Annotated in this window: 22 protein-coding genes and 1 tRNA gene; 16 read left to right on the top strand and 7 right to left on the bottom strand. The window is 45.5% G+C overall.

Annotation, left to right across the window (positions count from 1 at the left end; all coding sequences use genetic code 11):
• Positions 1-3: 3 nt before the first annotated feature.
• The 5 genes from mnmE to rpmH all read right to left on the bottom strand — a co-directional run bounded on the left by mnmE (position 4) and on the right by rpmH (position 3,865).
• A complete protein-coding gene (mnmE, locus tag M3M37_RS06300; RefSeq protein WP_252794963.1) occupies positions 4-1,398 on the bottom strand; it encodes a tRNA uridine-5-carboxymethylaminomethyl(34) synthesis GTPase MnmE in 1,395 nt (464 codons plus the stop codon).
• 168 nt (positions 1,399-1,566) lie between these two features.
• On the bottom strand, positions 1,567-2,274 hold the full coding sequence (gene jag / locus M3M37_RS06295; RefSeq protein ID WP_252794962.1) for an RNA-binding cell elongation regulator Jag/EloR: 708 nt from the start codon (positions 2,272-2,274) through the stop codon (positions 1,567-1,569).
• 195 nt (positions 2,275-2,469) lie between these two features.
• Positions 2,470-3,306 carry a membrane protein insertase YidC gene (gene yidC, locus M3M37_RS06290; RefSeq protein ID WP_252794961.1) on the bottom strand — a complete coding sequence of 279 codons (837 nt, stop codon included), beginning with the start codon at positions 3,304-3,306 and terminating at the stop codon, positions 2,470-2,472.
• Positions 3,303-3,665 carry a ribonuclease P protein component gene (rnpA, locus tag M3M37_RS06285; RefSeq protein ID WP_252794960.1) on the bottom strand — a complete coding sequence of 121 codons (363 nt, stop codon included), beginning with the start codon at positions 3,663-3,665 and terminating at the stop codon, positions 3,303-3,305. The genes yidC and rnpA overlap by 4 nt, the downstream gene beginning before the upstream one ends.
• A 65-nt stretch (positions 3,666-3,730) precedes the next feature.
• Positions 3,731-3,865: a 50S ribosomal protein L34 gene (gene rpmH, locus M3M37_RS06280; protein ID WP_252766554.1), complete on the bottom strand. Its 135-nt coding sequence runs from the start codon at positions 3,863-3,865 to the stop codon at positions 3,731-3,733.
• Between the two features lie 493 nt (positions 3,866-4,358).
• Here rpmH and dnaA point away from each other — a divergent pair, with 493 nt between their 5' ends.
• The 15 genes from dnaA to M3M37_RS06205 all read left to right on the top strand — a co-directional run bounded on the left by dnaA (position 4,359) and on the right by M3M37_RS06205 (position 21,213).
• The gene (gene dnaA, locus M3M37_RS06275) at positions 4,359-5,702 is read left to right on the top strand and encodes a chromosomal replication initiator protein DnaA (RefSeq protein WP_252794959.1); all 1,344 of its coding nucleotides are present in this window, start codon (positions 4,359-4,361) and stop codon (positions 5,700-5,702) included.
• 222 nt (positions 5,703-5,924) lie between these two features.
• Entirely contained in the window at positions 5,925-7,064 is a 1,140-nt protein-coding gene (gene dnaN / locus M3M37_RS06270; RefSeq protein ID WP_252794958.1) for a DNA polymerase III subunit beta, read from the top strand.
• 170 nt (positions 7,065-7,234) lie between these two features.
• Positions 7,235-7,453: a S4 domain-containing protein YaaA gene (gene yaaA, locus M3M37_RS06265; RefSeq protein WP_252794957.1), complete on the top strand. Its 219-nt coding sequence runs from the start codon at positions 7,235-7,237 to the stop codon at positions 7,451-7,453.
• Positions 7,454-7,461: 8 nt separating this feature from the next.
• Complete coding sequence (gene recF, locus M3M37_RS06260) at positions 7,462-8,571, top strand: DNA replication/repair protein RecF (protein WP_252794956.1); 1,110 nt, start codon at positions 7,462-7,464, stop codon at positions 8,569-8,571.
• 24 nt (positions 8,572-8,595) lie between these two features.
• Positions 8,596-10,545, top strand: a complete 1,950-nt coding sequence (gene gyrB / locus M3M37_RS06255) for a DNA topoisomerase (ATP-hydrolyzing) subunit B (RefSeq protein ID WP_252794955.1) — start codon at positions 8,596-8,598, stop codon at positions 10,543-10,545.
• A gap of 74 nt (positions 10,546-10,619) precedes the next feature.
• Entirely contained in the window at positions 10,620-13,103 is a 2,484-nt protein-coding gene (gene gyrA, locus M3M37_RS06250) for a DNA gyrase subunit A (protein WP_252795932.1), read from the top strand.
• Positions 13,104-13,292: 189 nt separating this feature from the next.
• Positions 13,293-13,586: a 30S ribosomal protein S6 gene (rpsF, locus tag M3M37_RS06245; RefSeq protein ID WP_252794954.1), complete on the top strand. Its 294-nt coding sequence runs from the start codon at positions 13,293-13,295 to the stop codon at positions 13,584-13,586.
• A 31-nt stretch (positions 13,587-13,617) separates the two neighbouring features.
• Positions 13,618-14,139, top strand: a complete 522-nt coding sequence (ssb, locus tag M3M37_RS06240; protein ID WP_252794953.1) for a single-stranded DNA-binding protein — start codon at positions 13,618-13,620, stop codon at positions 14,137-14,139.
• A 40-nt stretch (positions 14,140-14,179) separates the two neighbouring features.
• Complete coding sequence (gene rpsR / locus M3M37_RS06235) at positions 14,180-14,431, top strand: 30S ribosomal protein S18 (RefSeq protein WP_252766546.1); 252 nt, start codon at positions 14,180-14,182, stop codon at positions 14,429-14,431.
• A gap of 153 nt (positions 14,432-14,584) precedes the next feature.
• Positions 14,585-16,606, top strand: coding sequence for a DHH family phosphoesterase (locus M3M37_RS06230; protein WP_252794952.1), 2,022 nt, complete (start codon positions 14,585-14,587; stop codon positions 16,604-16,606).
• A 48-nt stretch (positions 16,607-16,654) separates the two neighbouring features.
• Complete coding sequence (gene rplI, locus M3M37_RS06225; protein ID WP_252794951.1) at positions 16,655-17,107, top strand: 50S ribosomal protein L9; 453 nt, start codon at positions 16,655-16,657, stop codon at positions 17,105-17,107.
• Between the two features lie 33 nt (positions 17,108-17,140).
• Positions 17,141-18,553, top strand: coding sequence for a replicative DNA helicase (dnaB, locus tag M3M37_RS06220; protein ID WP_252794950.1), 1,413 nt, complete (start codon positions 17,141-17,143; stop codon positions 18,551-18,553).
• Positions 18,554-18,688: 135 nt separating this feature from the next.
• On the top strand, positions 18,689-19,660 hold the full coding sequence (locus tag M3M37_RS06215) for a GMP reductase (RefSeq protein ID WP_252794949.1): 972 nt from the start codon (positions 18,689-18,691) through the stop codon (positions 19,658-19,660).
• 40 nt (positions 19,661-19,700) lie between these two features.
• Positions 19,701-20,171 (top strand): isochorismatase family protein, encoded by a 471-nt coding sequence (locus M3M37_RS06210; RefSeq protein ID WP_252794948.1) that lies wholly within the window; start codon positions 19,701-19,703, stop codon positions 20,169-20,171.
• A 97-nt stretch (positions 20,172-20,268) separates the two neighbouring features.
• Complete coding sequence (locus tag M3M37_RS06205; protein ID WP_252794947.1) at positions 20,269-21,213, top strand: DMT family transporter; 945 nt, start codon at positions 20,269-20,271, stop codon at positions 21,211-21,213.
• A 41-nt stretch (positions 21,214-21,254) separates the two neighbouring features.
• Here M3M37_RS06205 and M3M37_RS06200 read toward each other — a convergent pair whose 3' ends face one another.
• Positions 21,255-22,169, bottom strand: coding sequence for a prenyltransferase (locus M3M37_RS06200; protein WP_252794946.1), 915 nt, complete (start codon positions 22,167-22,169; stop codon positions 21,255-21,257).
• Positions 22,170-22,297: 128 nt separating this feature from the next.
• Positions 22,298-22,370: transfer RNA gene (locus M3M37_RS06195), tRNA-Lys, on the bottom strand.
• 211 nt (positions 22,371-22,581) lie between these two features.
• Between M3M37_RS06195 and yycF the strand changes: the two genes are divergently transcribed.
• The gene (gene yycF, locus M3M37_RS06190; protein ID WP_252794945.1) at positions 22,582-23,295 is read left to right on the top strand and encodes a response regulator YycF; all 714 of its coding nucleotides are present in this window, start codon (positions 22,582-22,584) and stop codon (positions 23,293-23,295) included.
• Positions 23,296-23,323 lie beyond the last annotated feature (28 nt).

The following is a 23,323-nucleotide window of genomic DNA, read 5'->3' as shown; positions in this document are numbered from 1 at the left end:
AAGTTATTTTCCAATGCAAAATTGATCAAATAGTTGATCCATTAGCTCTTCATCGTAATTATCACCGGTAATTTCCCCGAGTTGTTCCCACGCGTTCTGGAGGTCAATCTGGGCAATGTCAACCGGCAAACCCGCCTGCAAGCCGTCGATTACGGTTGTCAGCGAGTCGAGGGCCTGCTGAAGCAAGCTGATGTGGCGGGCGTTCGTGACCATCACGTCCGTTTGGTTCCGCGTGATGCCATCGGTGAAGAACATTTTGGCGATGATGTTTTCTAACGCCTGCGTTCCATCCGTGGTTACTGCCGACGTCTTAATGATGGCGGTTTTTTCATTCTGCGGTAAATCAGCTGCCGTGAGTTGTTGTGGTAAATCCGTTTTATTTAGCAAGATAATTCGGTTGGTTTCTGCCGTAGCGTCCAACAGTTCCTGGTCGGAATCCGTGAGCGGTTCACTGGCATTTAAAACCAGTAAAACCAGGTCCGCTTGTTGAATGGCTGCGCGCGAGCGGTCCACTCCGATTTGTTCCACCTTATCGGTCGTCGTGTGAATCCCAGCTGTATCAATTAAATGCAGGGGAACGCCCGCCACGTTAACGTATTCGTCTAGGGTGTCCCGAGTGGTTCCTGGTACATCCGTCACAATCGCCTTTTCTTCGTGCAGTAAGCGGTTTAATAGACTCGATTTCCCAACGTTGGGGCGACCGACGATGGCCGTGTTTAAACCGTCCCGCAGTACTTTCCCCTGCTGAGCGGTTTTTAATAGGTTGGCAATCTTCTGTTTGATATCAGTAGCCCGCTCTAGCATGAGCTGGGTCGTGACTTCTTCGGCCCCATCGTATTCGGGATAGTCAATGTTGACTTCAACGTTGGCCAAGACATCCACGATTGCTTGGCGTAACTTCTTAATTACCGCAGACAGATTTCCGTCTAGTTGGTTCAGCGCTGCCTTGCGGGCGGCATCCGTCTTGGCCTCAATTAAATCCATCACGGCTTCGGATTGGGATAAATCAATCCGGCCGTTTAAAAAGGCCCGTTTGGTAAATTCCCCGGGTTCTGCTAAACGCGCGCCATTCCGAAGCACCAACTGCAAAATTTGGTTGGTTACTTGTAAGCCACCGTGACAATTAATCTCAATCACGTCCTCACAAGTGTACGTCTTCGGGGCCCGCATTACAGAAACCATAACTTCATCAATCTCGCGCTGGTTAGCTTGCGGATCAATGATGTGGCCGTAGTTAATCGTATCGGTCGCGACCTGCGCTAAATCCTTGCCCCGGTAAATCCGCTGGGCGATATCCAATGCTTCACTTCCACTTAACCGAACGATGGAAATTCCGCCCACACCAGGCGGGGTAGAAACGGCGGCAATGGTGTCATAATCAGTGGTCATTAAGGCCATGGTGCTGCTCCTTTCTCGGTTCATCCGGATCTAAATGTCCTTGAACACAAAAAAAGTACCCACCCCAACCGCACAGCGAATTAGGATAAAGTACTTTCACTACTTTATCGACAATTAATTTATTTGCATTTATCTTATAGCGAGCCTAAGGCGTTTGTCAATTTAAAGCTACTTCGGAGCAATCACTACTTCTCGATTGGGCTCGTTTCCGACCGAATATGTAATCAAATCATCGAAATCTTCAAGGGCCACGTGGATCTGCTTGCGTTCAAACGCGGGCATCGCATCCAAATGAACTGGTTGACCCGTGGACTGAACATTCCAAGCCGTTTTGCGGGCCAAGTCGGTTAGAATTTGTTCCCGACGTTCTCGGTAATTAGCAGTATCTAAAAGCACGTCCACGTAGTTCACCCCGTGGTTATTCAAGTAAAATTCACACAACTGTTGCAGGGCATTAATGGTCCGACCATGCTTACCAATCAATAATCCCTCTTTATCCGTTTCACAGTTAATGTAGACGTGTTTACTGTTGGGCATTTCCACCTCTAAGGTAGCGTTAATGTCCATTTCACTCAAGACGTTTTGCAGGTACTGTCCCAGTTGTTTCACTACGGCAAAATTCCGCTCGAACCGGTCCGGACTGGGCTGTTTTGCAGGTTGTTTTTCGGGATCACTGTCGCGCTGAGCCCGTTTTTTCGGTGGTTGAGGCGTCGCTTTTTTGGTAATCGAGACCTGAGCCGGGCGTTTAAAAAAGCCGAGGAACCCGGCGGATGGTTGTTGAATGATTTCAATGTTAACTTCGTTTTCAGTAAGGTTAAGTGCCGCTAATCCATTGTTAACGGCTGCTGCTAGAGTAGGGCCTTCGTATTTTGGCATGTTCTTTATCTCCTAGTTAGAAATTGACCCCTGCTAGCATAGCACAAACACCGCGCCAGAGTAATAACTTTCCTAAATTTTGTCAATTAAATGCTACACAATCAATTTTACCCCAGAAAAAAAGCCACCTCTCGTCATGATTAACGAAAGTCGGCTTTCAATTTAATTCAATTTTTAAGCTAAACCACCAGCTGCTTAGCGTTTCCGGTGACTCTTCTTGGCCTTCCGGATGGCTTTTTGGACCTCGCGCTCATGTTCGCGTTTGGATCGTTGTTTCTCTTCTCGTTCCCGTTGCATCTTCCAAGGGTTTTGCAGTAACAACGTTTGCACCACTTGAAAGGCGTTCGTAACCACCCAGTACAGCGACAAGGCTGACGGCACGTTCAAGGCCGTGAAGAAAATTACAACCGGCATGATTAACGTCATGGTAAAGGCCATTGCGTTAGTTTCTGGTTGTGACTTCATTGCTAACCACGAACTCAAGAACGTAAAGATGGCGGCCAGAATCGGTAAGACAAAGTAGGGATCCCGACTCCCTAGTTGTAACCAGAGGAAGTGACCAGTTTTGAGGGCCGGGGTCCGCCAAATGGCTTGGTACAAAGCAAAAATAATTGGCAGTTGCACGATCATTGGCAACATGCTGGCAAACGGATGCACTCCATTTTCTTTGTACAGTGCCTTTTGAGCTTCCTGAAGTTTCATCATGGTGTCTGTATCACGCGAAGAATACTTCTTTTGCAGGGCCTTTAACTGCGGCTGCAATTCGTTCATTTCCTTCATATTCTTCGTCTGGTACACCATCAACGGCAGAATTAAAATCCGCACGATAATGGTAAAGATAATGATCCCAATTCCGTAACTATCATTAAAGGCCTTAGAGAGCCAGATAATCGCTCTCGAGAAATTATAAACGATTAATCCATCCCAGATTCCAGTACTGTGACTGTTCACGGGAGCGTTGCTACAAGCAGTTAGAACCAAACCGAGGCTGGCCACTAACAACGTCGCCGCCATTTTTTTCCATTTTTTCACTTTTCTTCCTCACAATCATCAGGATTCAACAACTTGGCTAACTTTAAAACGTGAATCAAGCTTGCTTTTACTTCTGCCATCGATAATCCATCTGCTCGGGGCCGTGCAATTACTAAAAAATCAACGTCCTGGCGTAATTGCGGTTTTAAATCCGTCAGGGTTTGCCGAATTCTGCGTTTCACCCAATTGCGGTGAACGGCATTCCCAATCTTTTTCCCTACTGAAATTCCGACCCGAAAATGAGGTTGGTCGGGTTTTTCTAATTGATAGATTACAAACTGGCGGTTGGCTACCGATTGATGCGCGTCAAAAACCCGTTGAAATTCTGCTTCCTTTTTTACCCGATATGATTTTCTCATGCGTTCGTTCTTCTCCAATTAATCATATTTTGCATAATAAAAAAGGCCACCGACTGGTCAGTGGTCTATGCAGATAATACTTTTCTACCCTTTTGCCGGCGACGAGCTAAAACTTTACGGCCGTTCTTAGTACTCATACGGGCACGGAAACCATGAACGCGGTTTCGATGACGTTTCTTAGGTTGGTAAGTTCTTTTCATTACGAACCCTCCTTACTATATGAATGATTAATAAATTTCATTTTAGGTAATCCTAAATCGTATTTCTTTCCAATGATAACACAAAACCAGCTGAGCGCAAATAACAATTTTGCAAGCCGCAGCACACGTTCCGTGGTTTTCCCAAAAAGTTTCATAAAGTTTACCTGTGAATTGTTGTGGATAACTATCAAAGCTAATCACAGCATTATCACCAGTAATTCCACAAAAAAACAAGCTGTTTAAAAAGTTATCAACAATCTGTTGATAGCTATGATCATTAGCTCTAAAACCCTGGTATAATCATGATTATTTATCCACAGAAACTTGTTGAATTCATGTTATTTTTAGTTATCCACCAAGTTATGAACAGGCCTGTGGAAAACTTATAAACTAACTGTGAAACATTTATACACAGGTTTAATAACCTTGTGGAAAACTTTAAAAGCTAGTGCTAAAATACGGCTATGTTTATAACGGAGGAGGTTCATATTCCATGAATCAAACTGAACTATGGAATCAAATTAAAGCCAAGTTTAAAGAAAACCCTAAATTTGACGAAACTACGTATGATACTTGGATTAATTCCGCCACCCCCATTGATTACGACGGTCACATCCTGACCTTAGAGCTTCCCACCGCCTTACACCGTGACTACTGGGACCGCCAGCTAAAATCAACGTTCATTGAATATGCCTACGCGGTCACTCAAACAGACGTCCGCCCCAAGTTAGTTCTAAAGGGTGAAGCCGGGCCTAACGCCAAAAATTTGGCCCAATTTAACGAAACGCATCACCAGGAAAAAACACCACACATTGATCCGCACTTAAATCACAACTATACCTTTGACACCTTTGTCATTGGGCAGGGAAACCAGATGGCACATGCCGCAGCCCTAGCCGTTTCTGAGGATCCCGGCAAAGTTTACAATCCGCTGTTCTTTTACGGTGGGGTCGGTTTAGGAAAAACCCACTTAATGCAAGCGATTGGAAACAAGGTTCTAAAAACCAATCCCGAAGCGAACGTCAAGTACGTAACTACCGAAAAATTTACCAATGACTTTATTGATGCCCTGCAAAACAACAAGATGCAGGAGTTTCGGCGGATTTACCGCAACGTTGATTTACTGTTAGTCGATGACATCCAATTCTTAGCTAACAAAGAAGGAACCCAGGACGAGTTCTTCAATACATTCAATGCCCTCTACGAAGAAAATAAGCAAATTGTGATGACTGCCGACCGGCTTCCCAACGAGATTAACTCTCTGACAGACCGGCTGGTTTCTCGCTTTAAGTGGGGGCTATCGGTTGATATTACGGCACCCGATTTAGAGACGCGAGCCGCCATTTTACGGGCCAAAGCCCAATCAGAAGGGTTGCAAGTTGACGACAACATCATGAGTTACATTGCCAGTCAAATTGACTCTAACGTGCGGGAGTTGGAGGGAGCGCTATCGCGGATTAAGGCCTTTGCAGAACTTAAACAAGCGCCCGTGACAATGGATTTAGTTTCGGAAGCCTTAGAGCCCCTCAAACTCAACAAAGAAAAAAGCGCCATCACTCCAGAATCCATCATTAAAATCACAGCCTCGTACTATCACGTTACAGTCAAAGAAATTAAGGGGAAAAAACGGGTTAAGGCCATCGTGGTGCCCCGTCAGGTGGCCATGTATCTCTGCCGGGAACTAACCGATAATTCACTGCCCAAGATCGGAGAGGCCTTTGGGGGCAAGGATCACACCACCGTCATCCACGCCCATGAAAAAATTACTAAAATGGCTGCTTCCGATGCGGAATTACAAAAACAAATCGCGGACTTAAAAACGGAAATTAGGCATTAAAACTGGTCCCTCAGAATTGGTACGAAAAATGATATAATGGTGACTGTGGATAACTCACAAAGTTAGCTTGAGTTTATTTACAAAGTTATCCACAGTGGGTAACTCATTAAAGCTCTAACCATTTTAACTTATCCACAGAATTAACAGCACCTACTACTACTACGAACTTTATCTTTATACTTAATTAAATTAAATGTCATTTCCAAAAGGAGGATTTCTCCCATGCAATTTTCAATTAATCGCCAAGCTTTTATTAAGGCACTCGGGATTGTCCAAAGAGCCATTTCTGCTAAAACTACCATTCCCATTTTAACGGGATTAATGATTGATGTTTCTGCTAATAATATTCTACTAACGGGAAGTAACGCCGATATTTCGATTCAAACTTCAATTAGTGGTGATAATCCTGATTACGAACTCACAATTAGTTCTACTGGAAAAATTGTTTTACCCGCCCGCTTCTTTAGTGAAATCGTAAAAAAACTGCCCAACCGAGAGTTACTAGTTGAAGTTGGCGATAACTTTCAAACCACCATTAAATCCGGAAACTCTGAATTTACTATCAATGGCCTTGATGCTAATGGTTATCCGCATTTACCAGAAGTGGATGGGGAACATCCGATCCAATTACCAGCTGAAATTTTTCGCGAGGTGATTGGGCAAACTGTTATTGCAGTCTCAAAACAGGAAAGCCGTCCGATTTTAACTGGGGTCCACTTTACGTTGGATCACAATCAGTTACTAGCGGTTTCTACTGATAGTCACCGGTTAAGCCAACGGAAAGTGGAACTTCCGGCAACAGCAGAAGGGGATTATAATGTCGTAATCCCTGGTGACAGTTTGAAAGAATTATCCCGAATGTTGGATGATGAAAAGGATGCCATTGAAATGCACCTCTCTGAAAATCAGGTGCTGTTTACCTTTGGTAAGACCCGGTTTTACTCTCGCCTACTGGAAGGTAATTACCCAGACACTTCTCGTTTGATTCCGAGTTCGGCGGAAACGAAGGTGCAGTTTGCGGCTCCAGACTTATTGGCAGCTGTCGAACGAGCTTCGTTACTTTCGCATGAATCACGCAACAATGTGATTAAGCTCACCATCAAGCCTGAAGATCAGGTGGTTACGATTACGGGAAACTCACCAGACGTCGGAAAAGTGGAAGAAGATTTGAGTCCAGCTGAAGTGAGTGGTGCGGACTTAGAAATTTCCTTTAATCCCGATTATTTGAAAGATGCATTACGAGTCTTTGGACCAATTGACGTGGAAGTTGCCTTTACTTCGGCCCTTCGGCCTTTCACAATTACTCCAGTCGACAACCAGGAAAACTTCATTCAGCTGATTACGCCCGTCCGGACGTTTTAAAACCGAAAATGCATTCTAAGCCCATAATTTAAGTTATGGGCTTTTTTGTTTGCTTTATGGCTGAACTGCCTCAAAAACCTAAACGGGCTGAAATCGCCTATAAATGCGAGCTGGGTGTACTTTTTCTTTTTGAAAGCGTATAATTATAAGTAATGAAAGCAGGTGGCAACATGAAAAAAGAAGTTCTAATTACAACGCCGTACGTGACGTTGGGCCAATTGCTAAAAATGGAAGATGTCATCGCTTCCGGCGGGCAAGCAAAGTGGTTTCTACGGGAAAAAACCGTTTATGTAAACGATGAACCCGAGAACCGACGCGGGAAAAAACTGTACGATGGCGACGTTGTTCGGATTCCTGAGGTTGGTCTGTTTTTTATTAAGGCAAAGTAGGAAACCGCATGCGGATTGACGAATTAAAACTGCGTAATTTTCGTAACTATGACCAGCTCGACGTGCAGTTTGCACCCGGTGTGAATGTACTAATTGGAGAAAATGCTCAAGGGAAAACCAACTTGTTGGAGGCCATTTATGTGCTGGCCTTGGCTCGGAGTCACCGAACCAGTAACAACCGAAACCTGGTGGAATGGGAACACAAAACGGCTTTGTTAGCGGGACAAATTACCCGACAAACGGGTACGACTCAGTTGGAACTCCGGATGAGTTCCAACGGGAAGCAAGCCAAGGTCAATCACATTGAGCAGGCCAAACTATCGACCTACGTGGGCGAATTTAACGTAATTCTCTTTGCTCCCGAGGACTTGAAGCTAGTGAAGGGCTCTCCACAAGTGCGGCGCCGGTTTATGGACATCGAGTTTGGGCAGATGAGCAATCGCTATTTGTATAACGTGAGCCAGTACCGCCGGATTTTAAAGCAGCGCAATGCGTATTTGCGCCAACTGCATTTTCACGAGGCGCACGACAAGGTTTATTTAAGCGTTTTGTCAGACCAGTTAGCAGCTTACGCTGCAGAAATTATTGCCCAGCGGGTGGAACTATTGGGACGGTTACAAACGTGGTCACAAACGATTCACGCTGAGATTTCCCAACAACGAGAAGAGCTACAATTTCGCTATTCAACCGCCTTGCCCAAGGAACAACTGACAAGCGTTGACATGATTTATACGGCGTTATTGCAAAAATTTGCCGATCATCAGGAAAAAGAAATCCAGCAGGGTACGACTTTGTATGGACCTCAGCGCGATGATTTACGTTTTTTGGTGAATGGCAAGGACGTTGCCACCTTTGGATCCCAGGGACAGCAGCGGACGGCAGCACTAGCCACCAAACTAGCAGAAATTGACTTAATGAAGGCAGAGACGGGAGAGTATCCGGTCCTGTTACTTGACGATGTTTTATCAGAATTAGATGAGCTTCGTCAGACCCATTTATTAACTGCGATTCAAAACAAGGTACAAACGTTTTTAACGACCACCAGCTTAAGCGGAGTGTCTTCGGAATTAATCAAAGACCCCCGCTTGTTTCAGATTAAGGCTGGTAAGGTTACTTAGATTACTTGAAGTAGGAGGATGGACATGGCAGATCGACCAGAAGAGACGAAAGCAGAACGCGCTAACGATTATAATGCGAGTCAAATTCAAGTCCTAAAGGGACTAGAAGCCGTCCGAAAGCGGCCCGGAATGTACATTGGGGCAACCAATTCGCAAGGATTACACCACCTTGTGTGGGAAATTGTTGATAATGGAATTGATGAAGCCCTTGCGGGGTTTGCAGACCAGATTGACGTAGTGATTGAAAAGGATAACAGCATTACTGTCACGGACAATGGTCGGGGTATCCCGGTCGATAACCAAAAAGAAACCGGGAAATCAGCACTCGAAACGGTGTATACGATTTTACATGCCGGGGGAAAATTTGGTGGTGGCGGTTATAAGGTCTCTGGTGGTTTGCATGGAGTGGGAGCTTCCGTGGTGAATGCTCTCTCTGAAAACTTATCCGTTGAAGTTACCAGAAACGGGAAACGATATTACATGGACTTTGTGCGCGGACACGTGCATACACCCTTGGAAGTAGTGGGGGATGCTCCAACTGATGCCCACGGAACAAAGGTCCATTTCTTGCCGGATCCTAATATTTTCACAGAAACGACCGTGTATGACATGGAGACGTTGACCACCCGGGTTCGCGAACTAGCCTTTTTAAACAAGGGCCTGCGAATTACGATTAAGGACAATCGTCCGGCCGAACCGATTGAACACGATTTTCATTACGAAGGCGGAATTCGTCACTACGTCGAATACTTAGATCGGGAGAGGCAACCTTTATTTAAAGACCCAATTTACGTCGAAGGGGTGGAAAATGACATCACGGTGGAAGTTTCGCTACAGTACACGGATGACTACCACAGTACGTTAAAAACCTTTACCAATAACATTAATACCTATGAAGGGGGAACCCACGAAGAAGGGTTCAAGCAAGCGTTGACGCGGATTATCAACGTTTACGCTCGTAATAACAATTTGATCAAGGACAATGAAGATAACTTAACGGGACCGGACGTACGCGAAGGGCTTACAGCAGTGGTAAGCGTTAAGCATCCAGATCCACAGTTTGAGGGTCAAACGAAGACCAAATTGGGTAATTCCGATGCCCGGACGGCTACGAACCACGTCTTTAGTCAGGAATTTTCGAAGTTCATGGATGAACATCCACAGGTGGCCAAAGAAATTGTGCAGAAGGGATTATTGGCTGCTAAGGCGCGTTCGGCAGCTAAACGGGCTCGGGAAGTAACTCGGAAAAAGAGTGGACTGGAAATTAACAGCCTGCCAGGGAAATTAGCCAATAACACCAGTAAGGATCCCAAGGTTTCGGAACTATTCATAGTCGAAGGGGATTCAGCCGGTGGTTCTGCTAAACAAGGTCGTTCTCGGCTGACGCAAGCTATCTTGCCAATTCGGGGGAAGATTTTAAACGTCGAAAAGGCCACGATGGATCGGATTTTAGCGAACGAAGAAATTCGGTCATTGTTTACCGCGATGGGAACTGGATTTGGTGAAGACTTTGATATTAACAAGGTTAACTACCACAAGCTCATCATCATGACGGATGCTGATGTGGATGGGGCTCACATTCAAACGCTGTTGTTGACCTTGATTTATAACTTTATGCGACCAATGATTGATAAGGGATACGTCTACATTGCCCAACCACCTTTGTACCGGGTCCGGCAAGGAAATAAGTTTCAGCGCTACATTGATTCGGACGAAGAGTTACAGCAGCTGTTAGCTGAATTACCAGCGTCACCCAAACCACAAATTCAACGTTACAAGGGACTGGGTGAAATGGATGCGGAACAATTGTGGGAAACCACAATGAATCCGACGAACCGGCGCTTGTTGCGGGTGACCTCTGATGACGCCGCTGCGGCAGCCGAGGCCTTCCAAATGTTGATGGGAGAAAAAGTGGCTCCACGCCGGCAATTTATTGAAGAAAACGCTAAGTTTGTAGAAAACCTAGATGTTTAACAATTTTGTTTCATGTGAAACAATTCTAGGAATGGTTACCTAAGGGAACGGAGGCAAGTTACTTGGCAAGCGAAATGGAAACGCCGGAAACAAGAATTACCAACGTCGAATTATCGAAAAAGATGAAGTCCTCATTTTTGGACTATGCAATGAGTGTGATTGTAGCACGGGCGCTTCCCGACGTCCGGGATGGACTGAAGCCGGTAAACCGGCGGATTTTGTACGGAATGGATCAACTAGGGGTTACCCCGGACAAGCCGTACAAGAAATCGGCCCGGATCGTGGGCGACGTGATGGGAAAATATCATCCCCACGGTGATAGTTCGATTTACGAAGCAATGGTGCGGATGGCACAAGAATTTAGTTACCGTTATTTATTGGTTGATGGTCACGGAAACTTTGGTTCGGTCGATGGTGATGGAGCCGCAGCCATGCGGTATACCGAAGCTCGGTTGAGCAAAATTTCGTTAGAAATGCTCCGCGATATCAATAAGGATACGGTGGATTTTGCCCCCAACTACGACGGTACGGAACGTGAACCGGTAGTCTTACCAGCCCGGATTCCGAACCTGTTGTTAAACGGAGCAACGGGAATCGCCGTGGGAATGGCGACAAACATTCCGCCACATAACCTAAGCGAAGTCATTTCTGCCATTCACATCCTGATGAAAAATCCCGATGCGAGCGTTAACGAATTGATGGAGGCTCTTCCCGGTCCCGATTTTCCGACCGGGGGAATCGTCATGGGGAAGTCCGGGATTCGGCATGCCTATGAAACCGGCCGCGGAAACATCGTGGTGCGGGCCAAGGTTGATATTGAAGAAGATCGGCACGGCAAACAAACCATCATTGCAACCGAGTTGCCGTACATGGTCAACAAGGCCAAGTTAATCGAACGGATTGCTGACTTAGTACGGGATAAACGGATTAGCGGGATTACGGCGATTAATGATGAATCCGACCGAGAAGGAATGCGGATTGTTATCGAGGTCCGACGGGATGCGAGCGCCGAAGTGGTGTTAAACAACCTCTACAAGCTGACCTTGATGCAAACGTCCTACAGTTTTAACATGTTGGCCATTAGTGATGGGGCTCCGAAGGTTTTGAGCCTGAAGGAAATCCTCAATAACTACCTGGATTACCAGGTCGAAGTAATCACGAGACGGACCCGGTTTAACCTGAAAAAAGCGCAAGCACGGGCTCACATTCTTGCTGGATTGTTGGTGGCGCTAGATCACATTGATCAAGTCATTCAGATCATTCGGAGTTCCAAAACCGGTGAAATTGCCAAGCAACAATTAATCGATAACTTTGACTTAGATGACAAGCAAGCCCAGGCCATCTTGGACATGCGGTTGGTTCGGTTAACTGGTCTGGAACGCGGTAAAATCACCGATGAACACCAAAAGTTATTGGAACAGATTAAAGACTACGAAGACATCTTGAATAGTCACGACCGTGTCACCTCCATCATTTACAACGAATTGCTGGAAACCCAAAAGAAATTTGGAGATCCGCGGCGGACCGAATTGATGGTCGGAGAAATTAACAATATCGAAGATGAAGATCTGATTGAAGCTAAAAACGTTACAATCACCTTGACTCACAATGGGTACATCAAACGAATTCCGACTGACGACTTTAAAACCCAAAACCGGGGCGGTCGTGGCATCAAAGGAATGGGCGTTAACCAGGACGACTTCATTGAACATCTCCTGGTGGGCTCTACCCACGATCTGTTGCTGTTCTTCACGACGGCTGGCAAGGTTTACAGTATGAAGGCCTACGAAGTGCCAGAATACGGTCGTTCGGCCAAGGGAATCCCGATTGTGAACCTCTTACAACTCGGTGAACACGAAAAGATTCAAACCGTGCTAGACATCAGTGATACGGATGAATTAGCTAATAAGGATCTTTTCTTTACCACCAAACTGGGAACGGTCAAACGAACGCCATTGGCAGAATTTGTGAACATCCGGAACAACGGATTAAAGGCGATCAACCTGCGTGATGATGACGAAGTGATCAAAGTTTCGTTAGTCCAGGCCACGGACAACGTGATTATTGGCACCCATCTAGGGTATGCCGTCAGCTTCAAGGCAGATGCAGTCCGGTCCATGGGAAGATCTGCGACTGGAGTGCGCGGGATTAAACTGCGAGACCACGACTTCGTGATTGGAGCAGACGTGCTAGTTCCGGGTGGCGCTGTGTTTGTGATTTCTGAAAAAGGATACGGGAAACGGACGCCGGTCTCTGAATATCCCATTAAGGGACGCGGTGGTAAGGGAATTAAAACCGCGAACGTAACCACCAAGAATGGTCCGATTGTCGGACTGGGGGTAGTAATGGGTGATGAAGACATCATGCTAATTACCGACCAGGGAGTGATGATTCGGTTTGCAACGGATTCCGTTTCTGAAACCGGACGGGCCACCCTTGGAGTCCATCTGATTCGGATTGATGACGATGCTAAGGTTGCTACCATGGCAATTGTGGCGAAGGCGGATGACGATGAGTCCGAAGCTGATCCGGCGGAAACGCCTGCTAGCAACGAATAATTTAAAAAAGGATGCCAGTTTGGCATCCTTTTTGCGTATTTACCTAAGTATCGCTAAATCACGTTCGTGGATTGTCAAGAACGATAACCAATGCTATAATATTAATCTGTAGGTTAACCGTGCGTTAAACTACTACCCTTGCTCTTCAAATCGTTGGAGGGCCGAAAGTCCATAAGGAGGTGCATATTCATGGAAAACAAATATGAAATTACTTACATCATCCGTCCTGATCTTGATGACGCTGCTAAAACTGCTTTAGTAGAACGGTTCGACAAGATTTTGACTGATAATGGTGCCAAGTTGATAGATTCTAAAGATTGGTCAAAGCGTCGTTTTGCTTACGAAATTGATGGTTTCAACGAAGGAATTTACCACGTTGTAAACTTGACCGCTGAAGACAGCAAAGCCATCGACGAGTTCGACCGGTTAGCTAAGTTTAGTGACAACATTTTACGGCAAATGACTGTTAAACGTGATAACTAAATTGTGATAAGAGCGAGAGGAGCGTTTCAGTATGATTAATACCGTCGTCCTAACCGGACGTTTAACACGAGATGTTGATTTGCGATACACCCAAAGCGGCGCGGCCGTGGGTTCTTTTACCCTAGCGGTCGATCGCCGCTTCACCAATCAAAATGGTGACCGGGAAGCTGACTTCGTTAATTGTGTTATTTGGCGGAAATCAGCTGAAAATCTTGCTAACTTCGTTCATAAGGGTTCGCTGCTGGGAGTAGAAGGGCGGCTTCAAACGCGTAACTACGAAAATAAGCAGGGCCAACGAGTTTATGTAACGGAAGTCGTGGTTGAAAACTTTACCTTGTTAGAACCCCGTAACGGTGGGCAACAAGGCAATAACAACATGGGCAACCAAGCTCCGCAACAAAATCCATTTGGGACGCCGCAATCCAACAACTTTGGCGGACAATCAGATTCCAATCCGGCTAACAACAACCAGAATGGGAACGATAACTCTGCCGATCCGTTTGCGGGTTCTGGTGACCAAATCGATATTTCCGATGACGATTTGCCATTCTAAGGAATGGTAAAATTCGATTAACGAACGAGGAGGGAAAAACATGCCTGAACAAAGACACTCAAGAGGTAGAAGAGGTGGACGTCGTCGCCGTAAGGTCGACTTCATTGCCGCTAACCACATTGAATACATTGATTATAAAGACGTTGATTTATTAAAGCGGTTCATCTCAGAACGGGGTAAGATTTTACCACGTCGAGTAACGGGAACTAGCGCTAAGAACCAACGGAAGTTAACCATCGCTATCAAACGGGCTCGAATTATGGGCTTGTTACCATTCGTGGTGGAAGACTAAGTTTGACTAACAGAGCTTCTCAATTGCGAGGGGCTCTTTTTTATGGCTTTTTTTAAGGAATCTCTCAGCTAGTTAGGGATTGATCCCTGTTTGTGGAGCAGTTTGTGATAGAATATAGCTTAACAATGCCTTAATTTGGCAAAGGAGAAGACGATGAAAAATGAAAAAAAGACGTTCGCATTGCCACCGTTTGTGCATAATCAACACTTACGGACCATTGCGATTTTCATCACCTTAAACTTGGTGTTAGGCTTAGTAATCGCGTTTTTGTATAACTTATGGGTTGGGGTCGTCCTACTCGTGTTAGCCTGCGTGGGCCTTTTCTTTATCATTAAGGAACTCAACGTGGTGGAACAAAATGCAGATAATTACATGGATCGGCTCTCGTATTTAATTAACCGTGGTGAACAAGAATCACTGTTGGAAATGCCGCTAGGGGTTTTGATTTTAGATTCATCTCAACGAGTGAGTTGGATTAATCCCTACCTGCAGCCGTACTTTCAGACGGAGCGGGTGGTTGGGCGTACCATTTCCCAAGTTGCACCTCAACTGGCAGAGCTAATTAAAAAGAACTGGGATCAGGATCAATCGTTTGAAGCGGCTTGGAACGGCCATTACTTTAATTTCTTGATTCAGCGCCAGTACCGGACCATCTATATGATGGACATTACGCATTATGCTGATTTAGAGGTACAGTACGAAAACGAAAAGATTGCGATTGGAGAAATTTATCTTGATAACTTTGACGAAGTTAGTCAATCTATGTCTGATCAAGAAATTTCTAATTTGCGCAACTACGTAACGAATAAGCTGACGGATTGGGCCCAAGAATATGGGATTTATCTCAAACGGATTGATGCGGAACACTATTCCATCATGATGTATGTGCAGTCATTACGGGACGTGGAGAAAGATAAATTTAACGTGCTCGATACGATTCGCAAGGGGACCGTCCAGCAAAATTTCCCAATTACCTTGAGTATCGGGATTGCTTATGGAGATACGGATTTAAACCGGCTGGCTGATCTAGCGCAAAGTAACTTAGACCTAGCGCTTGGTCGAGGTGGTGATCAAGCGGTCATCAAAGCCAAGGATGGCAAGGCCATCTTCTTTGGGGGTAAAACCAATCCGATGGAGAAACGGACGCGGGTTCGGGCCCGGATGATTACCCACGCGCTGGTCCAATTGATGGGCACTGCTGACAAAATCTTTGTGGACGGACACCAACAACCAGACATGGATTCCTGGGGGGCCGCCATGGGAATTCGGCGGATTGCGCAGATGAATGGCAAGGAGTGTTACATCGTCTTTAATAATCAGGACGTGCACACGGATATCCGGCGGCTGCTGGATAAGATTGAGGACTACCCAGACATTCAAAATTCAATTATTACCAGTGACGAAGCCGTTAAACTGGCAACTGATGATAGTTTGATGATCATGGTCGACCACTCGAACCCGAAGATTGGAGTGGCTCAAGACCTGTACCAGAAATTAGAAAATCGGGTCGTCATCATTGACCACCATCGGCGGGGCGAGGAGTTCCCAGCCAATCCATTGTTGGCCTACGTGGAACCCTACGCTTCGTCAGCTTGTGAACTGATTACGGAAATGTTTGAGTATCAGTCGCAGTCAGCGGACCCGATGAATGACTTGGAAGCGACTGCTATGTTGACTGGAATCGTGGTTGATACGCAGTCCTTTACCGTTAAAACGGGAACACGGACGTTTGACGCTGCCAGTTACTTACGGTCGGCGGGAGCAAACGTCGATGAAATTTCGTCGTTTATGAAGGAAAACGTCAAAAACTACATGGCCGAAAATCATCTGATTTCGTTAGTGAAGTTTGAGACGGATCACGTTGCCATTATTACGGCTGAGGATGATGTTCAGTATGATTCCGTGACGGCCGCCAAATCGGTGGATTCTTTACTGTCGGTTGATGGCGTTGAAGCGTCCTTCGTGGTCTTTCGGCGTTACGATGGTAACGTTGGAATTTCTGCCCGGAGTGACGGTAGTATCAACGTCCAAGTTATCATGGAAAAGCTGGGCGGTGGTGGTCACCTCGGAGCAGGAGCAACGCAAATTAAGGATCAATCAGTCCCAGAAGCCAGCGAGCTCCTGCAAACCACTATTCAGGATAGCCTGGTTGAAGATGAGGCAGCGGCTGAATAGCAGAATGGAATTAAATTTGTTACATTAAAACTAAAGGAGTGGATTATTATGCAAGTAATCTTTTTAGAAGACGTTCGTGGGAAAGGTAAACGGGGAGAAATTAAGCAGGTCCCAGCTGGATACGCTCAAAACTACCTGATTAAGAATGGCTTAGCCGAACCAGCTACTAAATCAGCGATTAGTCGGGTAAAGGCCCAACAAAAACACGCTGAAGAGAATGCTGAAGAAGAGTTGGCAGAAGCCAAGCAACTTAAAGCCTTTTTAGAAAAGGATGACACGGTAGTAGAACTGCGAGCGAAGTCCGGAAAAGACGGACGCTTGTTTGGTTCGATTACCAGCAAACAAATTGCCCAAGCATTGGCAGACCAATACCAAGTTAAAATTGATAAACGTAAGATTGAACTAGCTGAACCAATTAAAGCAATGGGATACACCAACGTTCCCGTTAAATTACATCCCAGCGTTACGGGGACCATTCGGGTGCACATTGCGGAAAAATAGGGTTACTAGCAACGTAAAGAAAAGGGTTAGAGTATGAATAACGATGTGTTGACGGATCACACGCCACCGCAAAACGTCGAGGCGGAAAAGGCTGTACTAGGTTCCATTTTTCTCGCCCCAACGACCCTGCCTGATGCCATGGAATTGTTGCATCCGGATGATTTTTACAAACGATCTCACCAGTTGATTTACCAAGCGATGCTGGATTTAGCCGATCAAGATGAAGGAATTGATGCCGTCACCGTAACGGACCGACTGAAGAGCCAGAACCAGCTCGAAGACGTGGGTGGGGTTTCGGCGATTGTTGAGCTAGCCGAATCGGTGCCGACCGCAGCCAACCTAACCTACTACGCCAAGATTGTAAGCAAAAAGGCTACTCTACGCCGGTTAATTGAAACAGCAACAAAAATCGCCACGGATGGTTACGATGAAGATGAAGATCTCGACACACTCTTAGATAACGCGGAACGAGAAATCATGGACGTGTCGGAGGATCGAAATCAGAGCGGATTTCAACCGATTCGAGATGTTTTAGACCAGGCATTTGAAAGCATTAACGAGCTGGCTGAAAATGGTGGTGACGATGTAACTGGATTACCAACGGGTTACAAGGCGTTAGACCAAATGACGACCGGTCTGCATCCGGGAGAATTAGTTATTTTAGCCGCGCGACCAGCCGTCGGAAAAACTGCCTTTGCACTTAACATTGCCCAAAACGTGGGAGTTAAGACAAACAAGACCGTTGCCCTCTTCAGTTTAGAAATGAGCGCTGAATCATTGGTGAACCGAATGATTTGTGCTGAAGGTAGCATTGATGCTAACCATCTCCGAACTGGGGAACTAAATGCCGACGAATGGAATAACCTAACAATGGCCATGGGGACCCTGTCGACTGCTAATATTTTTATCGATGATACTCCGGGAGCCCGGATTGCTTCAATTCGGGCGAACTGTCGGCGCTTAAAAAAGGAATCCGAACGTGATCCAGATGGTGGTCTAGGCTTAATTGTGATTGACTACCTCCAGTTAATTGAAGGGAGTACTCGGGAAAGTCGGCAGCAAGAGGTTTCTGAAATTTCACGCCAACTTAAGAAATTAGCTAATGAGTTACAGGTACCAATCATTGCGCTGTCCCAACTCTCCCGGGGTGTAGAGCAACGTCAAGATAAACGACCAGTGCTGTCTGATATCCGGGAATCTGGTTCGATTGAACAGGATGCGGACATCGTGGCCTTTCTGTATCGAGATGATTATTATGAACGTGACGGCGAAAACGGCAATGATGATGATGATGCTGACATAGATCCACGCGAGGATGCCGATAATAACGTGGGAATGGTTGAAGTCATCATTGAAAAGAATCGATCGGGTCCACGGGGCACGGTTAATCTGATGTTTGTAAAATCATTTAATAAATTTACTTCGGTGGCCAACACCCCAGAATAGCGAAATCCCAGCGGGTTTCGCTTTTTTGTTTGGTCCGATTGATTGACTATTATCATGGGCTTCGGTATGATATTAGAGGTCTGCGAATGAAATAAAATTTAAAATCATTAATGTTCGTGATTAGGAGAGTGAACCATGGAAGTATTTGATTATAATGACATTCAATTGATTCCCAACAAGTGTATCGTGAACTCCCGGAGTGAGTGCGATACGACGGTCGAGTTTGGGGGCCGGCAGTTTAAGCTCCCCGTTGTTCCCGCTAACATGCAAACGGTAATTAATGAAGACTTGGCCGTTTCGTTAGCGCAAAACGGTTACTTCTACGTGATGCACCGCTTCCAACCAGAAGCCCGGCACGACTTTGTAAATTGGATGCACAACCAAGGACTGTTTGCTTCCATCAGCGTGGGAGTAAAACCTGGTGAGTACGACTTTATTACCAGTCTAGCTGCGGACCACTTAGAACCAGAGTACATTACAATCGACATTGCCCATGGTTACTCTGATTCCGTTATTAAGATGATTAAGTTCATTAAAGAACAACTACCAACTTCGTTTGTGATTGCCGGAAACGTCGGAACTCCAGAAGGGGTGCGGGCGTTAGAAAATGCTGGTGCCGATGCTACCAAAGTGGGAGTGGGACCCGGAAAAGCCTGCATCACCAAGATTAAAACTGGTTTTGGAACGGGTGGTTGGCAACTAGCTGCTATCCGGTACTGTGCTAAAGCAGCCCGCAAACCAATTGTGGCCGATGGTGGAATTCGGACCGATGGTGACATTGCCAAGTCAATTCGCTTTGGTGCCACGATGTGTATGATTGGTTCGCTGTTTGCCGGTCACTTAGAATCACCTGGGAAAGAAGTCGAGGAAGGTGGTCAGAAGTACAAGGAATACTTCGGTTCGGCTTCTGAATACCAAAAGGGTGCTTATCATAACGTCGAAGGCAAGAAACTATTGGTTCCTTACAAGGGCAGTATCTATGATACATTGCAAGAAATGAAGGAAGACTTGCAGTCATCGATTTCCTACGCGGGGGGCCGCGATTTGCAGGCGTTACAGACGGTTGACTATGTGATTGTGAAGGATACGATTTATAACGGGGACTAACGATTAGTCTTTGTTTCATGTGAAACAAAAGGAGCAATAGATGAAGCAGGTATTGATTGTGATTGATTTACAAAAGGGACTTAAAGATCTCTTTCAAATGGATCAAGTGGTGCACAACGTTAACCAATTAATCAAAACTTATCAACGTCATAACCTGCCAATCATCTTTTTTCAGCATGTTGATGATGATTTGCCAAGTGGAAGCGAGTCAGGTGAATTAATTGATGATTTAATTTGTCCCAGAGAGGCTTTGTATTTAAAAAAGACGCGGGCTGATGCATTTTGGCACACTCCCTTAGAAAGTTATCTTCGAGATCACCAAATTGAACGATTACAAATTTGCGGCGCACAAACCGATTTTTGCATTGACACGACGATTAAAGTAGCAGTTCATTTAGATTTTCAAGTTCAAGTTAGTCTTAACACGTTTACCACTGCATCTAATCGTGGTCTAACCGCCAAACAAATTAATTATCATTACTATGAAATTTGGAAAACTTCATTTTTTTAAAAAGCAGAACTGGCCTAACGGTAGTTCTGCTTTTTAGCTGAATTTGCAATTTTCCCCTTTTTTTTGTATTTTGGAAAGGAAGAGGAGAATTCATACAATGAAAAAATCATTAATTTACGTCTTATTTTCAACCGTTTTATTTAGTTTAATGGAAATTGCGTTAAAGTCCGCCGGAAATCAGTTCAATCCGATTCAACTGAACTTGATTCGATTCACGCTCGGGGGACTAGTAATTCTCCCGTTTGCCTTTTCCCATTTAAAAAAGCAGCAACGCCAGCTTCATTGGTCGGATTGGAAGGTCTTTGGACTAACCGGCTTTCTGTGCGTGGTCATTTCGATGACGCTGTACCAATTGGCGATTGAATACGGAGAACCGGCAATTGTCGCCGTCCTGTTCAGTTGTAATCCGGTGTTTGCGTTAATCTTTGCCTATCTGATTTTGCACGAGCACGTTTCGCGGGCTGATGTAATTTCGTTAGTGCTGTCTGTGATTGGGTTATTGGTAATCGTCAATCCGTTTAAACTAACGGATCCGCTGGGAATTTTCTTTGCGATCCTCGCAGCCGCCACGTTTGGTTTTTACAGCATCATGTCGCAGGCCTCATCCCTGCGGGTACAACTTGACGGAGTGGTAATGACTGGTTTTACCTTCATTGCCGGAGCGATTGAGCTGCTAGGATTAATCTTGATCACCAAGATTCCGCCCGTCGCAGCCGGAATGCGATCCGTTGGTTGGTTAAAACCGTTTGCGGACATTCCGATTTTAACTAACGTTAACCTGCCAAACCTTTGGATTTTATTGTTCGTTGGGGTCGCTGTAACCGGAGGAGGCTTTGCCTTTTACTTCCTCGCCTTACAAGAAGGTGGTGTCACGATGGCCTCATTGGTGTTCTTCTTTAAACCAGTGCTATCGCCAATCTTTGCGTTCTTCCTAATTGGGGAACACAGCAGTCTATCGACTATGATTGGAGTAGCCATCATCATTGTCAGTTCGCTAATTACTCTATACGGTTATCGCATTGATGCGAAAGCCAACCAATAAAAAAAGCGTCTTCCATTGAAAAAATGGGAGACGCTTTTTGTTCACACCTGAAACAAGGCGTAGATGATGGTTGAGAGCACTACGGCGAACGTGATGGCAATGTCATTGCGAATCGTCAATACAAAGTTTTTTTGTTTACTCTGCACCTGCCAAAAGCGGCGGGTGTTTTTAATTACTAACGGAATCGTCAGTAAGACCAGAATCGTCGACCACGGCAACCAACCGAGGCAGATGGAAATGAAGGTGCACAGATAGCCAATGATGTAGTTTATGGCGTAAAAGCGCAGCGTTCCCTCTTTGCCTAGGTAACTAACGCTGGTAAACCGGTGGAACTTGACGTCTTCATCATAGTCACAGAGGTTGTTGGCTAGACTAATATTGGTAATTGCACAGACGGCAATGCCGGCGACTAGAATCATTTTACCAGCAATGCTCCAACTAAATTGACTGGGTTGGATGTTAATCAAGACGGATGCTAACGAAATGATGTAACCCATGATGATTCCCGAAGCTACGTCGCCCAGTGGTCCATTTTGAATGGGATGAGGTCCGCCACTATAGAGGTAACCGACGGCGGCCCCGGTGAGACCGAGTAGTAAAATGACGGGACTGGTTCGCAGGACCAACCACAAAGCGAGCGACGCTCCCACTAAGGTGAGTCCGTAGATTGTTAGTTTGAGGTTCCGTGCCTCAGTCGCGTTCTTCACCTTTGAAAAGATGCCATCCTCTTCTTGGGTCAGATGATATTTTAATGCATTTTTGTAGTCTTTGTAGGTATCAAAGAGGTTGACGATAATTTGCATGAGACAGGTAATTAAAAAGAAAATCACACTGTTTACAGCATTTACTGCTTGGTACTGAAAGAGGGCGAATAATAACCCCAGACAAAACGGGAGTACCGATGCGATTAACGAGTGCAGGCGGGTAATTTTTGCAATTTGCTGCCAACTTTTCATTAGTAGTTTCTCCTTTATTCAATTAATTTAACACGAAACGGGTTGTTTTCATTGTAACCCCATCGGTTAAATGGTGATGGTTAAAAATGAGCATAAAAAAAGAACGACCATCATAGTCGTCCTTGGGATGGGCAGTCAGGGGATCGAACCCTGGACCCACGGATTAAGAGTCCGTTGCTCTGCCAGCTGAGCTAACTGCCCAAATCAAAAGTACATGTATTATATTAGCATGGACTCTACCAACGCGCAACCTTTTTTTGCAAAAAAATGACCAGATCAAGGGAGTAAGCTAGAGTGGAGGCAACAGGATTGGGTGAGAGGTGTGATATACTAATCATGATTGAGCGATTGTGTAAGTCTTAATCAATTCCTGATTTAAACCGCAAAATTAACGATAGGAGCATTGAAAAAGATGGCAAAAATACTAGTCGTTGATGACGAAAAACCCATTACAGACATTGAAAAATTTAGTTTAGAAAAAGAAGGTTACGAGGTCATCGTTGCTTATGACGGAGAAGAAGCGCTGGCGAAGGTTGAAGATGATCATCCCGATTTGGTCATCCTTGATTTAATGTTGCCGAAGATGGACGGTTTGGAAGTGGCTAAGGAGATTCGCAAGACCCACGACATGCCGATTATCATGGTGACTGCTAAGGATTCCGAGTTAGATAAGGTACTTGGACTTGAAATCGGAGCTGATGATTATGTGACGAAGCCATTTTCCAACCGAGAACTAGTGGCCCGGGTGAAGGCGAATTTGCGCCGGCAGTCAGTAGCTAACGAAGCAGCGGGACCAGCTGATAACGAACAACGTGACATTACGATTGGAAATCTCACGATTCATCCGGATTCGTATTCCGTGACGAAAGATGGAGCTCCGGTTGATTTAACCCACCGCGAATTTGAACTAATTCACTACCTGGCCCAGCACAGCGGGCAAGTGATGACGCGGGAACACCTCCTCCAAACTGTGTGGGGCTATGATTACTTTGGGGACGTTCGGACCGTAGACGTGACGGTTCGGCGGCTGCGGGAAAAGATTGAAGACGATCCTAGTCACCCCCAGTGGTTGGTTACTCGACGTGGGGTGGGTTATTATGTGCGTGATAATCCAGAAGCTAAGTAACCCAACGAATGAGACTGAAGGAGCAACA

Source organism: Fructilactobacillus carniphilus (assembly GCF_024029675.1).
In the GTDB taxonomy this organism is placed as follows: domain Bacteria; phylum Bacillota; class Bacilli; order Lactobacillales; family Lactobacillaceae; genus Fructilactobacillus; species Fructilactobacillus carniphilus.
This window is presented reverse-complemented; position numbering and strand designations above follow the sequence as displayed.

Excerpts from the sequence above, each read along its gene's own strand:
- rpsR (WP_252766546.1), top strand. The coding sequence starts at position 14,180 with ATGCCTGAACAAAGACACTCAAGAGGTAGAAGAGGTGGACGTCGTCGC.
- rplI (WP_252794951.1), top strand. The coding sequence starts at position 16,655 with ATGCAAGTAATCTTTTTAGAAGACGTTCGTGGGAAAGGTAAACGGGGA.
- rnpA (WP_252794960.1), bottom strand. The coding sequence starts at position 3,665 with ATGAGAAAATCATATCGGGTAAAAAAGGAAGCAGAATTTCAACGGGTT.
- M3M37_RS06210 (WP_252794948.1), top strand. The coding sequence starts at position 19,701 with ATGAAGCAGGTATTGATTGTGATTGATTTACAAAAGGGACTTAAAGAT.
- M3M37_RS06200 (WP_252794946.1), bottom strand. The coding sequence starts at position 22,169 with ATGAAAAGTTGGCAGCAAATTGCAAAAATTACCCGCCTGCACTCGTTA.
- yaaA (WP_252794957.1), top strand. The coding sequence starts at position 7,235 with ATGAAAAAAGAAGTTCTAATTACAACGCCGTACGTGACGTTGGGCCAA.
- mnmE (WP_252794963.1), bottom strand. The coding sequence starts at position 1,398 with ATGGCCTTAATGACCACTGATTATGACACCATTGCCGCCGTTTCTACC.
- rpmH (WP_252766554.1), bottom strand. The coding sequence starts at position 3,865 with ATGAAAAGAACTTACCAACCTAAGAAACGTCATCGAAACCGCGTTCAT.
- gyrB (WP_252794955.1), top strand. The coding sequence starts at position 8,596 with ATGGCAGATCGACCAGAAGAGACGAAAGCAGAACGCGCTAACGATTAT.
- dnaN (WP_252794958.1), top strand. The coding sequence starts at position 5,925 with ATGCAATTTTCAATTAATCGCCAAGCTTTTATTAAGGCACTCGGGATT.
- M3M37_RS06215 (WP_252794949.1), top strand. The coding sequence starts at position 18,689 with ATGGAAGTATTTGATTATAATGACATTCAATTGATTCCCAACAAGTGT.
- gyrA (WP_252795932.1), top strand. The coding sequence starts at position 10,620 with ATGGAAACGCCGGAAACAAGAATTACCAACGTCGAATTATCGAAAAAG.
- recF (WP_252794956.1), top strand. The coding sequence starts at position 7,462 with ATGCGGATTGACGAATTAAAACTGCGTAATTTTCGTAACTATGACCAG.
- M3M37_RS06230 (WP_252794952.1), top strand. The coding sequence starts at position 14,585 with ATGAAAAATGAAAAAAAGACGTTCGCATTGCCACCGTTTGTGCATAAT.
- dnaB (WP_252794950.1), top strand. The coding sequence starts at position 17,141 with ATGAATAACGATGTGTTGACGGATCACACGCCACCGCAAAACGTCGAG.
- rpsF (WP_252794954.1), top strand. The coding sequence starts at position 13,293 with ATGGAAAACAAATATGAAATTACTTACATCATCCGTCCTGATCTTGAT.
- yycF (WP_252794945.1), top strand. The coding sequence starts at position 22,582 with ATGGCAAAAATACTAGTCGTTGATGACGAAAAACCCATTACAGACATT.
- M3M37_RS06205 (WP_252794947.1), top strand. The coding sequence starts at position 20,269 with ATGAAAAAATCATTAATTTACGTCTTATTTTCAACCGTTTTATTTAGT.
- dnaA (WP_252794959.1), top strand. The coding sequence starts at position 4,359 with ATGAATCAAACTGAACTATGGAATCAAATTAAAGCCAAGTTTAAAGAA.
- jag (WP_252794962.1), bottom strand. The coding sequence starts at position 2,274 with ATGCCAAAATACGAAGGCCCTACTCTAGCAGCAGCCGTTAACAATGGA.
- ssb (WP_252794953.1), top strand. The coding sequence starts at position 13,618 with ATGATTAATACCGTCGTCCTAACCGGACGTTTAACACGAGATGTTGAT.